The organism is Flavobacterium sp. Flavsp81 (assembly GCF_059491325.1).
Window position 1 is genome coordinate 1756851 of record NZ_CP168505.1, and the last position, 18172, is coordinate 1775022.

Consider the following 18172-nt stretch of genomic DNA (forward strand, 5'->3'; position numbering starts at 1 on the left):
AACTATTTAGAGTAATAGGTAATGTTTCAGAGTTAGTGATATAAGATTTTATATTTATAACGTATTGAAAAAGAATGATAATTAAAAATAATTTAGAAAAGGATGAGCATTACTGCTCATCCTTTTTGTTTTAATATTGCCTTAAAAGAATTAAAATGAGAGAAAATGCTACCTCGTGTTTCAGAGTTAGTGATGATATTAATTGGCAATACCTTCCTTGCTCAGATTACACTGGTGCAGGCCAATAACAATGAGTCGGAATTCACCCTTAAGGAACACCATATTTTCGGAAGCAGCCGTCTGGGCCTGGAAGCCAAAAACCTGATGGTATACACCAGCAGTAATACCAGCACGACAGTAGACCCTGTTCCAACAAATTTCTTATCTTTGATTGGAGACAAACGTTTTGAATTGTCCAATCATTTAGGAAATGTACTGGCTGTGGTAAGCGACAAGAAAATTCCGACCGCTACTGCCGGGGTATTTAATCCTGACGTTCTTAGTTACTCTGATTATTATCCTTTTGGAAGCTTGGTGCCGAACCGCCATGCAGATAGCAATACGTATCGCTATGGCTTCCAGGATCAGGAAATGGATAATGAGTTGAAAGGGGAAGGGAATTCTTTGAATTACACATATAGAATGCATGACCCTCGGATTGGTAGGTTTTTTGTAACGGATCCGTTAGAAAAAAAATACCCTCATAATTCACCTTATGCTTTTAGTGAAAATAGGGTTATTGACGGTAGAGAGTTGGAAGGATTAGAATTCACCAGATATGACACAGACAGTTTCGATCCAAATGTCAAATTAATGGCTAAGCATGACAAGGTAACCAATTATGCTGATAGTAAAAGCTATAAGATTTTTAATGAAGCAAGGCATGGGTTTAGTGGAAGTGGTTTTGCTGTCGATTTTATGGGAGGTGAAATAATTGGGGCATATATTGCTGGAACAAAATTATATCAAAGTGCTGCCAAGTATGTTAAATCTAAGTTCGTAACATCAACCTTAGAATCCTCAAAAAAAATAATTGCTAAAACCGGAGAGGAAGTAGCCCAAAATACAAGTGTATTTACTAATCTTGAAAAGGTATCTAGTATTGCATCAAGAAAAAATATCAAAAGCATGCAATCTGGATTAAGACTTGAAAGTACAGTAGAATACTTTTTAAAGCAGATGAAATCCCCCAAAGGATTAGATGTCTCTAAGAGTACTATAGGAGGATATCTTGATAAAGGAATATATTATATAAATGAAGGAAATCATCGTATGGCAGCAGCTATTCAATATCAAATCGAAACAGGAAGTTCAAAATATGTTGATGAATTTCTTGAAACGGGAAGCTGGACAACAAAAGCTCCAACAGCCAAGACATATAATTTTTCAGTAAGTACGGACTAAATTATTTAAATTATTATAGATGAAAACAAATAAATTTACTTTTAGAAAAGGACAAGTCTATAAAATAGACTTGCCTGAAGATATTGATTTTGATATTTTTTTATTAGAGCACTGTGAATTTTTAGATGGGGCTGAAATAATTATTCAAGACACTCAATATGAATATTTACGAGAGCAGTATCAGAACATAAATTTATTAGAATTATCAAGTTTATTAAATCTGAATTATTATTCTTTTTTGGAAGATATTGATTTAAATTTGAAGATTAAGTTTTTAGATTTTATAGATTTAAAACGATTAGACTTTCTTATTAAAATAAAAACTCATAATGTTGTAACGTCTTTAGAGGCTATGAGTGAAAAAAGCAGGGAAAAATATATTTCTTTTTTAAAACTTGTTTCTTCTTTTTATAAAAATAATTTTATCTTATGCTTAGATTACAATTCTACTAAAAATTCTATAACTAAATTAAAAGTAAGTGAGCTTTAGGAATGTATAGATAGTGTTTCAGAGTTAGTGATGGTATTAATTGGCAGTACCTTCCTTGCCCAGATTACACCGGTACAGGCCAATAACAACGAGTCGGAATTCACCCTTAAGGAACACCATATTTTCGGAAGCAGCCGTCTAGGTCTGGAAGCTAAAAGCCTGGTGGTATACAATAGCAGTAATACCAGCACGACAGTAGACCCTGTTCCAACAAATTTCTTATCTTTGATTGGAGACAAACGTTTTGAATTGTCCAATCATTTAGGAAATGTACTGGCTGTGGTAAGCGACAAGAAAATTCCGACCGCTACTGCCGGGGTATTTAATCCTGACGTTCTTAGTTATAGTGACTATTATCCTTTTGGAAGTTTGGTACCTAATCGTCATGCGGATAGTAATACGTATCGTTATGGGTTCCAGGGACAGGAAATGGATAACGAAATCAAAGGTGAAGGGAATTCTTTGAATTATACTTTTAGGATGCACGATCCGAGGATTGGAAGGTTTTTTAGCAGAGACCCTCTTGAGAAAGATTATCCTTGGAATAGCCCTTATTCTTTTGCTGAAAATGATGTTATTGCACATGTTGAATTAGAAGGTGGAGAGAAGGCTGACGCAACTAGTAAAGCTCTTGCTCCACGTGTGGTAGTGCTTACTAAAGCAACCGAAGATATCACTGCAGAATTGGCAAAACAAAGAATGAAAAGTGCAATGATTGAAGAAGGTAGTAAACAAGTTCTTAAAAAACAGGCTGTTAAAGGTGTTGGGCAAAAGATTTTAGGAACAGTAGCCGAATATGGTGGGATTATGTTTATGCTACTTAGTGATTATTCAAGCCCAAATTTTGGTAGAACTAATGAAAGACCTTTAGATTTCAAAACATTTAAGGTTGATGAAAAAATTGCAGTTCCGGTAGTGTTTCAGAGTTAGTGATATAAGATTTTATATTTATAACGTATTGATAAAGAATGATAATTGAAAATAATTTAGAAAAGGATGAGCAATTATGCTCATCCTTTTTGTTTTAATATTGCTTTAAAAGAATTAAAATGAGCGAAAATACTACCTCGTGTTTCAGAGTTAGTGATGATATTAATTGGCAGTACCTTCCTGGCCCAGATTACACCGGTACAGGCCAATAACAACGAGTCGGAATTGGCCCTTAAGGAACACCATATTTTCGGGAGCAGCCGTCTGGGCCTGGAAGCCAAAAACCTGATGGTATACACCAGCAGTAATACGAGTACGACAGTAGACCCAGTTCCAACAAATTTCTTATCTTTGATTGGCGACAAGCGTTTTGAATTGTCCAATCATTTAGGAAATGTACTGGCGGTGGTAAGCGACAAGAAAATTCCGACCGCTACAGCCGGGGTGTTTAATCCTGACGTTCTTAGTTATAGTGACTATTATCCTTTTGGAAGTTTGGTACCTAACCGTCATGCTGATAGTAATACGTATCGTTATGGCTTCCAGGGACAGGAAATGGATAACGAGCTGAAAGGCGAAGGAAATTCTTTGAATTATACTTTTAGGATGCATGATCCTAGGGTTGGTAGGTTTTTTGCGATTGACCCTTTAGCTAATGAGTATCCTTGGTATTCTCCATATAGTTTTGGAGGTAATAAGGTTATTAGATTTGTTGAGTTAGAAGGATTAGAAGAAAAAAATCCAAGTTTATTTACCAAAGCAATGAATGCACTGGGAGGTCAGTTTTATCTTAATAGACTAAATGACTATATTACCAAAAATGACATTCCTGATGAAAATATTATTTCTTTAAAAAATGATACATATGTCGTTATTAGAATATTGGAAAATTACGAGACTAGATTTTCAATTTTTAGAATGAGTAAGAAGACAACAAGTATTATGCCGTCTTTATTAACAAGTTCAGATAACGACGATATGGAACTTAGTTTGAAACAATTTAATAATACTGAAATTCAAGGAAATTTAGTTCTTCCTGCACCTGGATTTGGAGGACTTGGAGGAGGAGGTAAAATCGTAAATGGTCTAAGAATCGCAGGTAATGCAGATAAAGCTTCAAAAATAGGTACTGTTGCACGAGCAACAAATTTACTTAAGGGGGCTGGTCCAGCACCTGAATTAATAGAAGTTAGTTCAAGAGTCAAATCTTTAGCTTTATTTAAGAAATATAACCCAAAAAATGCTATTGAATTTATTTTTGACCCAAAAACCGAAACTTTTGTTGTTGGAAAAGTTAACCAAGTATTAGCAGGTCTTTCTCCCCATCAGAAATTAGTAAAAGTTCTTGGTGCTGACAATAAAGTAGTCGGTGGACTATTTAAAAGAGGTGCTAATGGTGAAATTTTAACAAATGAATTTTCTGGTCACTATCACCAAAATTGGACACCCGCTATTAGAGCTCAATTTGAAAAATTCATGACCTCACAAACAGGACAGGTTATAAAACATACCGACGGTCCCACTTTTTAATTTTTTTACTATGAAAATATTAGAGTTAATAAAACATAAGAATTCAATAATCGAAATATCAAACAAAAAGTATGATTATTTTCATATTGCAGATTTTAAAGATTTGCATTTTAGCTATGGTTTTTCTAAAGAAGGATGGATAGTTAAAGAACATGAAAAATTCACTTTAATTCTTAGTACCGATACTAACTATATAAGCTTTGTTAAGCTTCTTGAAATTCCATTTAAGGATTTTGTTAACGAAATTGAAAAAACAATAGTCAATAACAAACTTAGCGAATACCAGTGGGTGGATTTATTTCCTATAAATGAAGTCATTAAAACATGCTTGAATTCTGAGTCTGCATATTGGAGCGAATTAAGCTTGGAACTTTTACTATCATCAAGATTTTATTCGACCGAATTGTCTATTTTTTGTAGTGAAAAGTTAAATGAGAAATGGTTGAATCAAAAACTAAGACATAAGATAAAAAACTATTTATCCCAATGTAAAAAGAATCTTTAGAGATAAATAATCTTCTTACATATTGGGTAGTGTTTCAGAGTTAGTGATATAAGATTTTATATTTATAACGTATTGATAAAGAATGATAATTGAAAATAATTTAGTAAAGGATGAGCAATTATGCTCATCCTTTTTGTTTTAATATTGCTTTAAAAGAATTAAAATGAGCGAAAATACTACCTCGTGTTTCAGAGTTAGTGATGATATTAATTGGCAGTACCTTCCTGGCCCAGATTACACCGGTACAGGCCAATAACAACGAGTCGGAATTCACCCTTAAGGAACACCATATTTTCGGAAGCAGCCGTCTAGGTCTGGAAGCTAAAAGCCTGGTGGTATACAATAGCAGTAATACCAGCACGACAGTAGACCCTGTTCCAACAAATTTCTTATCTTTGATTGGAGACAAACGTTTTGAATTGTCCAATCATTTAGGAAATGTACTGGCTGTGGTAAGCGACAAGAAAATTCCGACCGCTACTGCCGGGGTATTTAATCCTGACGTTCTTAGTTACTCTGATTATTATCCTTTTGGAAGCTTGGTGCCGAACCGTCATGCCGATAGTAATACGTATCGTTATGGGTTTCAGGGACAGGAAATGGACAACGAGCTTAAAGGCGAAGGGAATTCTTTGAATTATACTTTTAGGATGCATGACCCTAGGATTGGAAGGTTTTTTGCGGTTGACCCTTTATTTAAAGATTATGCTTATAACTCCCCTTATGCATTTAGTGAAAACAGAGTGGTTGATGCTATTGAATTAGAAGGTCTGGAAAAAATTCATTATTTTACGGGGCAAAGAAAAAAGTATATTGGTCTTGATGTGGCTCTCAAAATTCTAAGTGCCTCAGGAATTTTACAAAAAATAGTTAAAGAATTTAAAGCGGATAATAACTTAACTGATGTATATATTAACGTAACTAGGTTAAATTTTGAAAAAGACGGAGGAACCAAAGGAAATACTCACGTTCCATTTATTACTGAGGTAAAAGGAAAAAGTAAAAACGCATCAATAGATTTAATGGATATTGCTGGTCAGATGGAAGATTATGATCCAAAAGAAAAATCAGAAAACCTTGAGTACATAAACAACAATACACTAAAACCAGGAAGAACTGCTATTATTGTAAATGTAGATGAGTCTTTTGTTCTAAAAGCTAAGAAAAATTTAAAATTTTCTAGGCAAATCGCTTTTACAATTGCTCATGAATTTATAGTTCATGTGATGGATCAAAAAGATAGGATTAATAATGTGCCAGTTGGTGAAGAACATAAAAGCTTTTATAATGACCCTAACTTTTATCATGATGCATCACAGGACGAATTTTCTCCTACTTATGATGAAGTAGTCCCTAAGTCACCAGCAGGGAAAATAAAAAAAATAATAGAAGAGAACTCAAAAAAGATTGGGTATTAAAATAATAGACATGAGAAAATATTTATTTATATGTGTAGTTTTATTTTTTATTAGTTGTACAAATTATAAAGAAAATGAAAAATGTTATAAAACAGAGTTTACTTATTTATGCGAAGAACCAGAAGTTTTAATGAATAAAGGAGGTATAAACAGAATTTCTTTTTTATTTTATATCAATAGAATTGAAGAAAAAACAAATAAAGAAAATTTAAAAAGTTTAGTTATTAATATTCCTAAAAATAAAACCAAATTTTCTTTAAATGATGCGAGTGATGTGCGTTTTACCTATTCATATTCTTCAAAAAACAATAACTTTAAAAGTGAAGCAGTTAAACATGGTACTGGTATAATCGAAGGCCAACTTTTAAATAAAGAAATTTGGAAGATAAAAATTAAATTTAAAGAGTTTGATTTTGATGGATTAGTTTCTTCGAAAAACACAGAATATGCCAATCGTATAAAGATAAATTAGATACCAGATAGCGCGGATATATCAACGCAACGATAGCGCAGAAATTTTTTCTGTGCCCGCAAAGGGTAGTGTTTCAGAGTTAGTGATATAAGATTTTATATTTATAATGTGCTGATAAAGAATGATAATTGAAAATAATTTAGAAAAGGATGAGCAATAATAGCTCATCCTTTTTGTTTTAATATTGCCTTAAAAGAATTAAAATGAGCGAAAATGCTACCTCGTGTTCCAGAGTTAGTGATGATATTAATTGTCCAGGATGCAGAGAGAAAAAAATCGTAAAAAATGGGACAACTAAAAATAAAAAACAACAGTATTATTGTAAAAACTGTGGTAAACGATTTATAGAAAATTACACTTATCAGGCATATAAATCAAATACAAACAAAAAGATTATTCAGTTAACCAAAGAGGGTTCAGGAATTAGAAGTACAGCAAGAATATTACAAATTTCAACTACAACATTATTAAAAAGAATCGTAGCTATTGCTAAAAACATTCATCAGCCAGTTATCAGTAAAGGGAAAACTTATGAAGTCGATGAAATGTGTACTTATATCAGACACAAACGAAATTATATCTGGCTGGTTTATGCTCTGGAAAAGAATTCTAAACGTGTTGTTAGTTTTAGTGTCGGCAAACGAACGAATAAAACATTAAGCCGTGTATTAGATACTTTAAAATTATCAGAAGCTAAAAAAATATTTACCGACAGCTTTAAAAACTACAAATATTTGATTGATGAGAAATTACATTCTGTAAAACGTTTTGGCACGAATCATATTGAAAAGAAAAATTTAACGCTGAGAACCCATCTCAAAAAGACTAAATCGTCGAACAATTTGTTTTAGCAAAAGTCTAGTGATTTTAATTTCAGTTTTGAAGATTTACTTTTGGATTTGAATTTTTAAACAATAAGTTTATCCTTTAAGAAAAACGTTTCTTTAATAGATTTTTGGAAGCAGTCAAGTTATAGAAGGTATTGTTGATGGTGTAATAATTGCTTATCAGGTTTCTAAATGGAGCAGTAAAATTAAAAACAATTAATAACAAAGTAAAATGGAAGAAAATCAAAAAATAGTAGTTAAAATTAGTCCAGATGATGAATCTGTCGGGTATATCTTTATGCCTTTAAACGGTAATGGAGATAACAAAATTCATAGAACAATTGCTATAAGTGAATTAATAGAAAATTATAATGGGATACCAATATATTTTGATTTAAATGCGAATAATGAATTAATTGGAATTGAAATTTCAGGTTAGTATATCCCAGATGACGTGGATATATCAACGCAATGATAGGCGGAAATTCTTTCGTACCCTCAACGAAGAATTTAAACTATTCTAAGTTTTTATGATAAAAGTTCCTCTCTGAAACTTAGTCAAATCTTCCATTTCTGGATTTGAAATATACTTATTTATAACATCCTTATGGATAAAACTTAAATCTAACTCTACTCGCTTTCTGTAATTCTCGCCAATAAAGTCAACTACATTTAAATTATATTTTTCTGATAATTGTAGATAATAGACATAAGAAAGCCGGTTTGTATAAGTAATTGAATTACCTGCCCAAAATGACCAATATTTATCTGAATACCTTAAAAAGTTAAATTCTGAAATAGATTTGTCTTGAAAAAATCCCGGATTAGCAAAATGATCAATAAAATTTACAGTGTGTATACAGAACCCACCTTTAGTTAGCCATGCTTTAGTTTTTTGAAATAACTCGTTTAAAACATCCGGAGAAATATGTTCTAAAACCACTTGCGAAGAGATATAATCGAATGACTGAGTGTATTTCTCTATTTCCTCAAAAGTATACGGGGCAAGATAAGTAATATTTAAAAACTCAAAAAGTGCTGAAAATGATTTCTTTTCTTTTATTGAAGAAATCATCGATTTTATTTGATTTTCATCATAAACGCTTTTTGATACGATTTCGTTCAAAAAAGAAGGTGACTCAATAAAAGCAATTTGCTTTTTATAGGTTGAAAACTTCAAATCTTCAGTGATGTCAACAGTTATTATTTTTTGGAAGCCTAATAAAGAAAGTACTATAGCAGAAAGTATTGAATAGCCAGTTCCAATTTCTAATGCTGTAGATTGAACTTTAAGATCTAAACTACAATAACTGAATTTTCTCAAACATTCATGAGTTTGGTAAAGAAAAACATTTTTATGATACTCTTTATTAAAAGTCACTGGGAGATGATTTAATTGATCTCCCAATTTACTTATTGCCAATATCTTTTGTAATGATGCTTTTATTCTCCAGTTCATAAAGGCTAATGTATTGAAATATATTTGTTTTTAATAAAATTCCCCTAATTAATTTTCTATGTTTGTAATATATTAACTACTTATAGAACAATATAATATGAACAATTCTCTTAAACTAACTTTTTTAATATTTTTAGTTACTTGGTTATCTCAAGCCCAAATTAGTACAGGAACAGGTGGTGCACCAAATATATTACCCAATTCTCCAGCAACAAATACTAATGTAGGAATTGGTACAAACAATCCAACTCAAAAATTAGAAGTAATAGGAAATATAAAAGGGACGAAAGGAATTTTTCCCGGAAATGAGTTTAGCAATCAAACTTTTGCTAATTGGGATGCTGGAATTGATGAAAGTATTTGTTTTTCCGGGGGAACAATAAATCCCGTTTATCCGAATCGCCGTTTGTTTAATATGTATGATATGTCAATGGCAAGTCCTTATGATGTAAAGTTAGTAGGGTTTAATATGTCAGATAGAACAGGTAAAGAAAGATTTGTTGTTAATTTATTTGAAAATTCTACTACTGAACTTGTATTAAATGATGCTCAAAAAGCAGAGTTTTTTAAGGTTAAAGATTATGGAGATGTAAAAGGTGCTTATCTACAGATGGGAAAACCCAACACTAAAGTAATTATTGGTGGTTGGTCAAGCGACCCTATTATAGCTTCACATAAGTTTGTTGTTAAAGGAAGCTCTTTAATACAAGGGGACATTCTTACAGATTCGAATATTGGGATTGGAACTTATAATTTTACAGATGGAACAGAAACTTATCGCTTGTCGGTAAAAGGAAAAATTAGAGCTGAGGAGATTAAGGTTTATAATACTTGGGCAGATTACGTTTTTAACAAAGATTATAAGTTACCAAGTTTAGAAGAAGTTGAAACTTATATTGCAGCTAATGGTCATTTACAAAACGTACCCTCTGCCAAAGAAGTTACGGAAAATGGTCTAAAACTTGGTGAAATGACTAAAATTCAACAAGAAAAAATTGAGGAGTTAATATTATATATCATTGAGCAAAACAAAATCAACGAGAAACAAAATCAAGAAATTGAAGAATTAAAAATTCAGGTAAAAGCTTTATTAGAAAAAAAATAATAATCTGCAACGATGAGCCACAAACATAGTCAAACAAAAAAGCAATTCTTAAAAGGAGTTGCTTTTTTTGTTTTTTTCCAGTAATATAAAAACCTTAAGCTTAAAAAAAATATTATGATTGATGATTTAATTAGATTTATTGGGAATCATGAACTAAAAAGCCGGCTATTAACAAATCAGGATTTTATTACCTCTTGGAATAATTGGATAACAATACCAGAAAAAGGTTATTTAGATATTGGAACAGAACCGTATAATATTAATGAAATAAAGGCTGTTGATATTCTATTTGTGAAAGAAATACGAGTTGGAACAAAAGTTAAACCAATTTTAAAAAATCTGAAAAATGATTTAGAAGAATCTATTTTAAGGTTGAATTTAAGTTATGATTTTTTAGAAGATAATATAATAAGAATTTACCTCACTGCCTGAGCATTAAGTATGGCCTATTTTATGAAGATAAAAATGATTTATTGTGTTCACGAGCGGGACACTCTCGCCTGCGGGAGCTGATGGTATTAAATAATAAAAAATATGCATATAAATAGTATAATAACAAGAATTGAAGAGTTAGGGTACAAAACAGAAGGAATTGACAATGAAAAGATAAAAAAAATTGAAAAATATTATGATGTCTCTTTACCTCTTGACTATAAAATTTTCTTGGAGAAAATGGGACAATCAGGAGATAAATTTTTAAGAGGGGAAGACTGTTTTTATGATCGAATCTTTGAGTTGAGAGAATATGCAAATGAGTTGTTGGCCGATGATAACAGCCAATTTAAATTTAAAAAAGAGCATTTTGTATTTTATTCTCATCAAGGCTATATTTTTGCTTTTTTTGACACTTCATTAAATGAAAACTCTCCTATATATTATTATTTTGAAGGTAATTTAGAACCTAAAATAAAATATGATTCTTTGGCTTCTTTTTTAGAAGATTACCTAAATAATCATCTGAAAATTGCAAAGTAACCTATCTAAAATTATGAACTATATTTCTAAAGACATAAAAAGAATTAATACCGCCGAAGCCATTTGTGGTGATATTTTAATGATCAACACTAATTTAATTATTCCTTATTCTAACGTATTAATAATGGATTGTGGTGATGATATTTTATTCAATGAAAATGCACATTCATTTTTGAATTTTTGTTTTATAATTTTTGAAAATGTAAAAGTCATAACTTTTGATTATGATTACAGTAGATTAATTGACAGTGAAAAACGTGAGTGTTATGGAGGGGTTCATTATTTAACTAATAAGGAATTTGAATTTTGGCTTTCCTATAAATCAGCAAAAATTGTTTTAAAAAAAGACTATGTATTTTCAAAGATGCCGTTATCCTTTTCAATTGATGAATGTAAGGAATTAATCAGTAAAAATCCAGCAGTTGCAACTGTATTGACATAGTGATAAATAATACAAGATGGCGCAGATATGGCGTTTCAAATTATCCAGTCATTTGTGTGATATAGATTTTCTCAATATGATTATAAGAATGATAATAAAAATAAGAAAAGAAGGTTCGAAAATTCCTAAAATAAATAACGATCTTATCTATTGAATTTTAATAAAAAATTAGTCCTCCCAAACGTACAAATTATTTTTATAAGAAAATAAAAAAAGGTATCTTGCGCGCATTTCAATAAATTAAAACCGCCTTCTTGAAAACAATAATTTTACCCCGCTATATCCTTCTCTTTCTTGCCTTTGCATTGCTTTCCTTTAGCGATCCCTATACCATTAAAAGAATTTCTGATAAAGATTTCAGATATGAATTTTATACTACAGTAAAAAAAATAAAACCCAAAACTGACAGAACCTATTTTTGGTTCAAAGGCGGATTCATTCACGAAGCACAAGGCGGTATTGCCGGTGATTTACTTGATGATAAATTTACCAAAATGTACCACAGCAACCAGCTGGCGGAACAAGGACAGTTTAAAGAGGGCCTTCGTGTAGGCTTATGGAAAACCTGGCATCCAAATGGCGTGTTGGCCACTACCCTAACCTACAATAAAGGTTTGCGCTCGGGAAAATATTTCAGATATGACGAAAGCGGTAATTTAATCGAAAACGGAAAATTCCGTTCAAACCTAAAAACCGGAAAATGGACCAATACGGAGAACAAAGAAATAACTACCTACAGAAAAGGTGTAATTGTTAAGCAAAAAGAAACTTTTACTAAATCTGAAAAATACAGAATTAAACAGGAAAATACCAAATTAGAAAAGGCACAGGAAACTCAAAAAGAATCAGAAGCAATTTCTGATGCTGCAAAACTGGCCAGTTATAAAGCTAAGGAAAAAGAAGAGAAAGCGTTAGAAAAAGAGAAAGCCAGGAAAGAAAAAGAAGCTACAGCTGCTGCCAAAAAAGCAGAAAAAGAAGCGAAAAAATCCGCTAAGGAACAATCGAAAAACGAGCCTAAAAAAGATTCCAAAGTAACAACCTTCTTTAACAATCTTTTCAAAAAGAAAGATAAAGCTCCCAAATAATGGTTAAAGCTCATAGTCTGTTGTATGCCATTTATATTTGTCTGATTGTTTCTATTATTTGCGGAGCGCTGCTGTATTTCTCAAATTTATACAATCAGCTTAATTTGTATTATAACCTGCAAGAGGAACTTTACATCCAGAATCAATCGGTTTTAAACTTTGCTTTGGGCAATAATATCATTCCAACGGAAATTGAAAAGGACGAAAACTCCGGAATAGAAGGCAGTTATGAAACAAAACAGTATGGTTTGCTTTCTCTGGTTTTGGCCAAATCGTACATTGCCAATGATACTGTATCATCTGTTCATTTTGTTGGCATGCGAAATCAGGACAAAAATGCTGTTTATCTGACCAACTTATCAAAATCATTATATTATTCGGGAAAAGTCAAATTAATTGGAAACAATCAATTACCAAGTACTTTTATCGAAACCTCTTATATCAACAACAATCTGAATCAGCTTATTGCACAAGGAAAAAACACTATTTCAGAACCTCAGTTACCGGAAATAAATTCAAATTTCAAAAAGATTTTTCAAGGTATAAAATCAGAAGAAATAAAACTCTCTGAGATCGAAAAACCAAAAGATTCTTTGTATTACAATTCCTTTTTTAATACAACCAAAGAAATTCAGGTAAGGTCATCTTTAGGAAATATTATTTTCAAAGGCAATTTCATATTACGATCTGATGATTCTATCCGGGTGAAAAGAAATGCAGTTCTCGAAGATGTAATTTTAATGGCCCCAAAAATAACTTTTGAAGAAGGTTTTAAGGGAACCGTTCAGGCATTTGCAACTAAAGGCATTGAACTCGAAGAAAAAGTAACCTTAAATTATCCGTCGGTAATCTGCGTGTATAATGAAAGTACGGAAGAATCCAAAATAAAAATAAAAAAGGGATGCCAAATAACGGGTGCCGTGGTTTTGTTTGGCAATACAAATGACCTGATTGATAAAAATATAATCGAAATAGACGAAAACGGATTATTGTTTGGCGATTTGTATTGCAGCGGAAAACTGATGCTTAAAAGCAATGTCTACGGCTCTGTTTATACCAATCGTTTTTTTCTGAGAACAAGTTCTTCTTCTTATGAAAATATGATCAGCGATATTGAAATCAATACTGGCAAACGACCTGATTATTTCATTTCGATTCCATTGTTTAACACTCAAAAAACAACGTATGGTGTTATCAAAAAAGTATTATAATCTGCCCGCCAATTCCATATTAGAATCGGTTATTGCCCTGACCATTATTTCGATCTGTTTGTATTTTGCCATAATGATTTTTGCCTCGGTTTACACCCCAAAAACGTCTGCTAAATTTTACAGTACGCAAAATAAAGTGAACGAACTTTTTTATTTATCGGAACTAAAAAATGATTCATTAGCTAATGAAAGTGAAAATGAAAACCTGCTGATAGAAGAGGAAACGGTAAATGAAACACTCAAAAAGGTTTCAGTACAATATAAAGACAGTACACAATTTAAGTTTGAAAAAAGTTTCTATGTTCAGAACAATCCGTAATTGCCCAAAATCAATACCTGCTTTTTCTATTATTGAAGCAGTTGTAGGTATGGCCATAACAGCTATTATCATGGGCGTTTTGTTTGTTATCTTTTCGATTGTTACAGGAAGAATGCTGGATTTTAAAAACCAAAATCAATTGGTAAATGATTTAAACCGACTAACCTATAGCCTAAATAAAGATATTTTTGAAAAGGAAAAAATGACGGTTTCGGAAAATGAAATTTATTTTAACGGATATGCCGGAGAAAGGGTTTCTTATCAGTTTTCTGACGATTATATCCTGAGAAACAGTGAAACTTTTATTGATACATTCCGAATCAAACTTAACAGGATGATAATGGATACCGTAAAAAGCAAATCGGAACAATTTGTTTTCCAAAAAATAAAATTAAACATAGAGGCAAACGAAAAGGAACTGGATTTACGATTTTATAAAAGAGTCTATCCAAATGAATTATTACAAACAATAAAAAAATAATGAGTTTTGATTTAACTACATACAAAACGCCTAAAGCAGAAAAGAAAGATTTCAGGATTGAAACCGGTTCTTTTCAGTTCTCTAAAAAACTTTCTGATAAAAAAAAGGAAATTTTTTACAGAGAACTGGGGATGCTTTTACGATCAGGTGTCGATTTTAAGAAAGCATTGGAAATCCTTGGAAATCAATCGGGCAATAAATTCGAGAAAGAGCTTATTCTTCAAATCAAGGAAAAAGTAGTCGAAGGAAGAAGCATTTATGAGTCAATGCGCGAAAGCAATCAGTTTTCTGCTTACGAATATTACAGTATCCAAATTGGTGAGGAAACGAGAAAACTTGAAGAAGTTCTGGGCGAACTGCAAAAGTATTTCAACCGAAAAATCCAGATGAAAAGGCAAATCATTTCGGTAATGACTTATCCGACAATCGTAATGCTGGTTACTGTTCTGGTTCTTTATTTTATGCTAAATAAAGTGGTTCCGATGTTTAGTTCTGTCTTTAAACAATTTGGAAGCGAACTGCCAAAAAGCACACAAATTATCCTGAAAATATCAAATCATTCGGGAATGATTTTTTCTGTTGTAATTGGAGTTATAGTTGGTTTAATTACGATTCACATGCTGTTAAAAGGAAAAGACAGTTACAGATCCTTTACGACTCGTTTGATTTTGAAAATTCCGTATTTTGGAAACCTGATTAGGAAAATTTACATTTCACGATTTTGCCAGGCAATGAATTTATTGATTACTTCAAAAACAACTTTGATTAATTCATTGACATTAACGGCAAAGATGATTGGTTTTTACCCAATTGAAACTGCAATTTTCCAAATTAAAGAAGACATCACCAGAGGAGCTTCCTTAAATGAAAGTTTAAAAAAGCATACTGTATTCGAAAACAAGATGGTTTCTATGGTAGAAGTTGCCGAACAGGTGAATCAACTTGAAACAATGTTTGAAAGACTAACAGAGCAATATAATGAAGAAATAAGCCATCAGACCAAAATGATTGGAGTGATTCTGGAACCCATGATTATCATTGTAATTGGAGCAATTGTAGGGGTAATTATGGTTTCAATGTATGCGCCAATGTTTGACTTAAGTAAAATCATAAATAAATAGCAGTTATTTCAATTCAATTTGTATTTTTGCGCCAAACAATTAACACATTCTTAACAAAAGAAAAAGTACAATGTTAAATAAGATTAGAGAATATCACAAATTAAACAAAAAGTTAAATGTTAAAGCATATTCTTTGACAGAAATTTTAATTGTACTGTGCATCATTGGCATATTATTACTGATGGTATTACCCAACCAGACCTCGGTAATTGGCCAGGCAAAAGCTATTGAAGCTCAGGCTATGCTAAATCAGGTTTACGGGCTGGAAAAAAGTTATTTCTACAGACATTCAAAATATTCCGGCAGTTTGGAAGAAATAGGCTTCGAACAGGAAAAAACGGTTGAAGAGGGAGGACAGGCTGTTTATAAAATAGAAATTTTAGATGCCTCAAATGATTCCTTTTCTGCCAGAGCAACCGCCACATCAGATTTAGACAGCGACGGCAGTTTTAATACATGGGAAATCGACAGTAAAAAAATATTAACGGAAGTAACAAAAGAATAAATTGAAAATAGCCCTGACAATTTTGTTACTTTGTTTAATACTTATTTTTATTCAGGACATAAAATACAGAAAAATACACGTTATTTTACCCATAGTAATTTTCGCCGCATGTTTCTTTGTAATACCTGTAAAAAAATATGATCTATTAGAAATTTTACTCTTCAATACAGGTTTCTTCTTCATCACATTAGGCATATTGACACTTTATATGAGTCTGAAATCTAAAAAATTCCTGAACCCGTTCCATCATTATTTTGGATTGGGCGACTTGCTTTTTTATGTGGCTGTTACTCCTTTATTTTTATTAAAAAATTATATCTTATATTTTATTCTATCCCTGATTTTTGCGATTTTGATGCAATTTGTATTAAAAAAAATTATTCGGGAAGAAACTGTTCCTTTGGCAGGATTTGCAGCCTTATTTTTATTCATTATACTATTGAAAGACAGCTTTATTGATTTTCAAAAAATCACTTTATTATAATGACACAAGATATCATAATCCTTCCTGAAATTCAGCATACTGTGTCTAATGACTTAGCAAACCAGTACCGGATATTACCTAAATTAATGCTGGAAAACACATTAGAATTATATGTTGATGATTCTAATAATAACGAAGATGCAAAAGATGAATTAGAACTTTTTCTGGGAAAAAACATTGTATTTTATCCTGTAAATGCATCCGAAATAGAAAAAGCATTATCTATTTATTATCGAAAAGAGAGAGCATTAACGTCAAACAAATCCTTAAATGTAGACAAAGGTGATTTTCTCGAAAACTTACTGACAGAAGCAAAGTCCTTAAAATGCAGTGATATTCATTTTGAAGTTTATGAAGATTCTTCGCGAATTCGTTTTAGAATTGATGGTCAACTGATTGAACGTTATAAAATAGAACGCGATAATTATCTTGAATTGGTCAATAAGGTCAAGATTAAAGCCAAATTAAATATTACAGAAAAAAGGCTTCCACAAGATGGGAGGATTACCAACGAATCTTTTGACATCAGGGTTTCTATTTTACCAACTTTATTTGGAGAAAAAATAGTAATGCGTCTTTTAGGTCAAGATGCTTCAAATATTGATTTGAGTACTTTAGGACTTCAAAAAGAAGAACTGGAAAGCTACCTGGAAGCAGTAAAAAAACCTAACGGGATTATTTTGATAAGCGGCCCAACAGGTTCCGGAAAAACAACTACGCTTTATGCTACTTTAAGATTACTCAATGACAGTCGAAGAAACATTGTGACTGTTGAAGATCCGATCGAATATACTTTAAAAGGAATTAATCAGGTACAGTTGAAAGAAGATATTGGGTTAACATTTTCTTCGGCACTAAAATCGTTTTTACGTCAGGATCCTGATGTTATTATGTTGGGAGAAATTCGTGATTCCGAAACTGCACTAATGGCAATTCGTGCTTCATTAACAGGACATTTAGTATTATCTACAATACATACCAATTCGGCAATAGGAACTATTTCCAGATTAATTGATATGGGGGTCCCCTCCTATTTGATTGCTGAAACTTTAAATGTATCTGTAGCCCAGCGGCTGGTTCGAAAACTTTGTGATAACTGTAAAAAGGAGACTGTTTGCAATACTAAAGATTTTCCTCTCAATTTTAAATTTCCTTATGAAGTTCCATCCTATTATAAACCAATAGGCTGCAATCAATGTTTTCATACCGGTTATAAAGGCAGAACGGCAATCTATGAAATTTTAAATATCGACAACAAAATTGCTGAAACAATAAAAAACAATACCATTACCAAATTGTACGGTAATGACAAAAACTATAAATCACTGCCTGAAAAAGCATTTGAAATTTTAGCAAAAGGAGAAACATCTCTTGAAGAAATATATTCAATTTTAATAAACATATAAATA

The 18172-nt window shown here is 31.7% G+C and carries 22 protein-coding genes; 21 read left to right on the forward strand and 1 reads right to left on the reverse strand.

Features of this window, described 5'->3' with window-relative positions; translation table 11 throughout:
• Positions 1 to 165: 165 nt before the first annotated feature.
• The 9 genes from ACEN92_RS07005 (at position 166) to ACEN92_RS07045 (ending at position 8015) form a co-directional block, all read left to right on the forward strand.
• Complete coding sequence (locus ACEN92_RS07005) at positions 166 to 1404, forward strand: RHS repeat-associated core domain-containing protein (protein WP_495641657.1); 1239 nt, start codon at positions 166 to 168, stop codon at positions 1402 to 1404.
• A 19-nt stretch (positions 1405 to 1423) separates the two neighbouring features.
• The gene (locus ACEN92_RS07010; RefSeq protein WP_495641658.1) at positions 1424 to 1894 is read left to right on the forward strand and encodes a hypothetical protein; all 471 of its coding nucleotides are present in this window, start codon (positions 1424 to 1426) and stop codon (positions 1892 to 1894) included.
• Between the two features lie 30 nt (positions 1895 to 1924).
• Positions 1925 to 2824, forward strand: coding sequence for an RHS repeat domain-containing protein (locus ACEN92_RS07015; RefSeq protein ID WP_495642329.1), 900 nt, complete (start codon positions 1925 to 1927; stop codon positions 2822 to 2824).
• Between the two features lie 156 nt (positions 2825 to 2980).
• Complete coding sequence (locus ACEN92_RS07020; RefSeq protein WP_495641659.1) at positions 2981 to 4354, forward strand: polymorphic toxin type 43 domain-containing protein; 1374 nt, start codon at positions 2981 to 2983, stop codon at positions 4352 to 4354.
• Positions 4355 to 4364: 10 nt separating this feature from the next.
• Positions 4365 to 4859 carry a hypothetical protein gene (locus tag ACEN92_RS07025; protein WP_495641660.1) on the forward strand — a complete coding sequence of 165 codons (495 nt, stop codon included), beginning with the start codon at positions 4365 to 4367 and terminating at the stop codon, positions 4857 to 4859.
• Positions 4860 to 5059: 200 nt separating this feature from the next.
• Positions 5060 to 6277: an RHS repeat domain-containing protein gene (locus ACEN92_RS07030; protein ID WP_495641661.1), complete on the forward strand. Its 1218-nt coding sequence runs from the start codon at positions 5060 to 5062 to the stop codon at positions 6275 to 6277.
• 10 nt (positions 6278 to 6287) lie between these two features.
• Positions 6288 to 6749 carry a hypothetical protein gene (locus ACEN92_RS07035; protein ID WP_495641662.1) on the forward strand — a complete coding sequence of 154 codons (462 nt, stop codon included), beginning with the start codon at positions 6288 to 6290 and terminating at the stop codon, positions 6747 to 6749.
• Positions 6750 to 6952: 203 nt separating this feature from the next.
• A protein-coding gene (locus tag ACEN92_RS07040; RefSeq protein ID WP_495641663.1) for an IS1 family transposase occupies positions 6953 to 7652 on the forward strand; the annotation gives its coding sequence in 2 pieces (ribosomal slippage) (positions 6953 to 7567 and positions 7569 to 7652; 699 coding nt in all).
• Between the two features lie 156 nt (positions 7653 to 7808).
• Positions 7809 to 8015, forward strand: coding sequence for a hypothetical protein (locus tag ACEN92_RS07045; RefSeq protein WP_495641664.1), 207 nt, complete (start codon positions 7809 to 7811; stop codon positions 8013 to 8015).
• An 81-nt stretch (positions 8016 to 8096) separates the two neighbouring features.
• Here ACEN92_RS07045 and ACEN92_RS07050 read toward each other — a convergent pair whose 3' ends face one another.
• A complete protein-coding gene (locus tag ACEN92_RS07050; RefSeq protein ID WP_495641665.1) occupies positions 8097 to 9035 on the reverse strand; it encodes a class I SAM-dependent methyltransferase in 939 nt (312 codons plus the stop codon).
• Between the two features lie 97 nt (positions 9036 to 9132).
• Here ACEN92_RS07050 and ACEN92_RS07055 point away from each other — a divergent pair, with 97 nt between their 5' ends.
• The 12 genes from ACEN92_RS07055 to ACEN92_RS07110 all read left to right on the forward strand — a co-directional run bounded on the left by ACEN92_RS07055 (position 9133) and on the right by ACEN92_RS07110 (position 18169).
• The gene (locus tag ACEN92_RS07055) at positions 9133 to 10140 is read left to right on the forward strand and encodes a hypothetical protein (RefSeq protein ID WP_495641666.1); all 1008 of its coding nucleotides are present in this window, start codon (positions 9133 to 9135) and stop codon (positions 10138 to 10140) included.
• A gap of 114 nt (positions 10141 to 10254) precedes the next feature.
• Entirely contained in the window at positions 10255 to 10572 is a 318-nt protein-coding gene (locus ACEN92_RS07060) for a hypothetical protein (RefSeq protein WP_495641667.1), read from the forward strand.
• Between the two features lie 102 nt (positions 10573 to 10674).
• Complete coding sequence (locus tag ACEN92_RS07065; RefSeq protein WP_495641668.1) at positions 10675 to 11115, forward strand: SMI1/KNR4 family protein; 441 nt, start codon at positions 10675 to 10677, stop codon at positions 11113 to 11115.
• Between the two features lie 13 nt (positions 11116 to 11128).
• Complete coding sequence (locus ACEN92_RS07070) at positions 11129 to 11557, forward strand: hypothetical protein (RefSeq protein ID WP_495641669.1); 429 nt, start codon at positions 11129 to 11131, stop codon at positions 11555 to 11557.
• A 254-nt stretch (positions 11558 to 11811) separates the two neighbouring features.
• Positions 11812 to 12642: a toxin-antitoxin system YwqK family antitoxin gene (locus tag ACEN92_RS07075; RefSeq protein ID WP_495641670.1), complete on the forward strand. Its 831-nt coding sequence runs from the start codon at positions 11812 to 11814 to the stop codon at positions 12640 to 12642.
• Complete coding sequence (locus tag ACEN92_RS07080) at positions 12642 to 13853, forward strand: hypothetical protein (protein ID WP_495641671.1); 1212 nt, start codon at positions 12642 to 12644, stop codon at positions 13851 to 13853. The genes ACEN92_RS07075 and ACEN92_RS07080 overlap by 1 nt, the downstream gene beginning before the upstream one ends.
• The gene (locus tag ACEN92_RS07085; RefSeq protein WP_495641672.1) at positions 13828 to 14172 is read left to right on the forward strand and encodes a hypothetical protein; all 345 of its coding nucleotides are present in this window, start codon (positions 13828 to 13830) and stop codon (positions 14170 to 14172) included. Before ACEN92_RS07080 ends, ACEN92_RS07085 begins: the two co-directional genes overlap by 26 nt.
• Positions 14153 to 14653 (forward strand): PulJ/GspJ family protein, encoded by a 501-nt coding sequence (locus tag ACEN92_RS07090; protein ID WP_495641673.1) that lies wholly within the window; start codon positions 14153 to 14155, stop codon positions 14651 to 14653. The genes ACEN92_RS07085 and ACEN92_RS07090 overlap by 20 nt, the downstream gene beginning before the upstream one ends.
• A complete protein-coding gene (locus ACEN92_RS07095; RefSeq protein ID WP_495641674.1) occupies positions 14653 to 15774 on the forward strand; it encodes a type II secretion system F family protein in 1122 nt (373 codons plus the stop codon). Before ACEN92_RS07090 ends, ACEN92_RS07095 begins: the two co-directional genes overlap by 1 nt.
• 70 nt (positions 15775 to 15844) lie before the next feature.
• On the forward strand, positions 15845 to 16279 hold the full coding sequence (locus ACEN92_RS07100; protein ID WP_495641675.1) for a type IV pilin protein: 435 nt from the start codon (positions 15845 to 15847) through the stop codon (positions 16277 to 16279).
• A gap of 208 nt (positions 16280 to 16487) precedes the next feature.
• On the forward strand, positions 16488 to 16763 hold the full coding sequence (locus ACEN92_RS07105; RefSeq protein WP_495641676.1) for a hypothetical protein: 276 nt from the start codon (positions 16488 to 16490) through the stop codon (positions 16761 to 16763).
• Entirely contained in the window at positions 16763 to 18169 is a 1407-nt protein-coding gene (locus tag ACEN92_RS07110; RefSeq protein WP_495641677.1) for a GspE/PulE family protein, read from the forward strand. Before ACEN92_RS07105 ends, ACEN92_RS07110 begins: the two co-directional genes overlap by 1 nt.
• Positions 18170 to 18172: the final 3 nt, after the last annotated feature.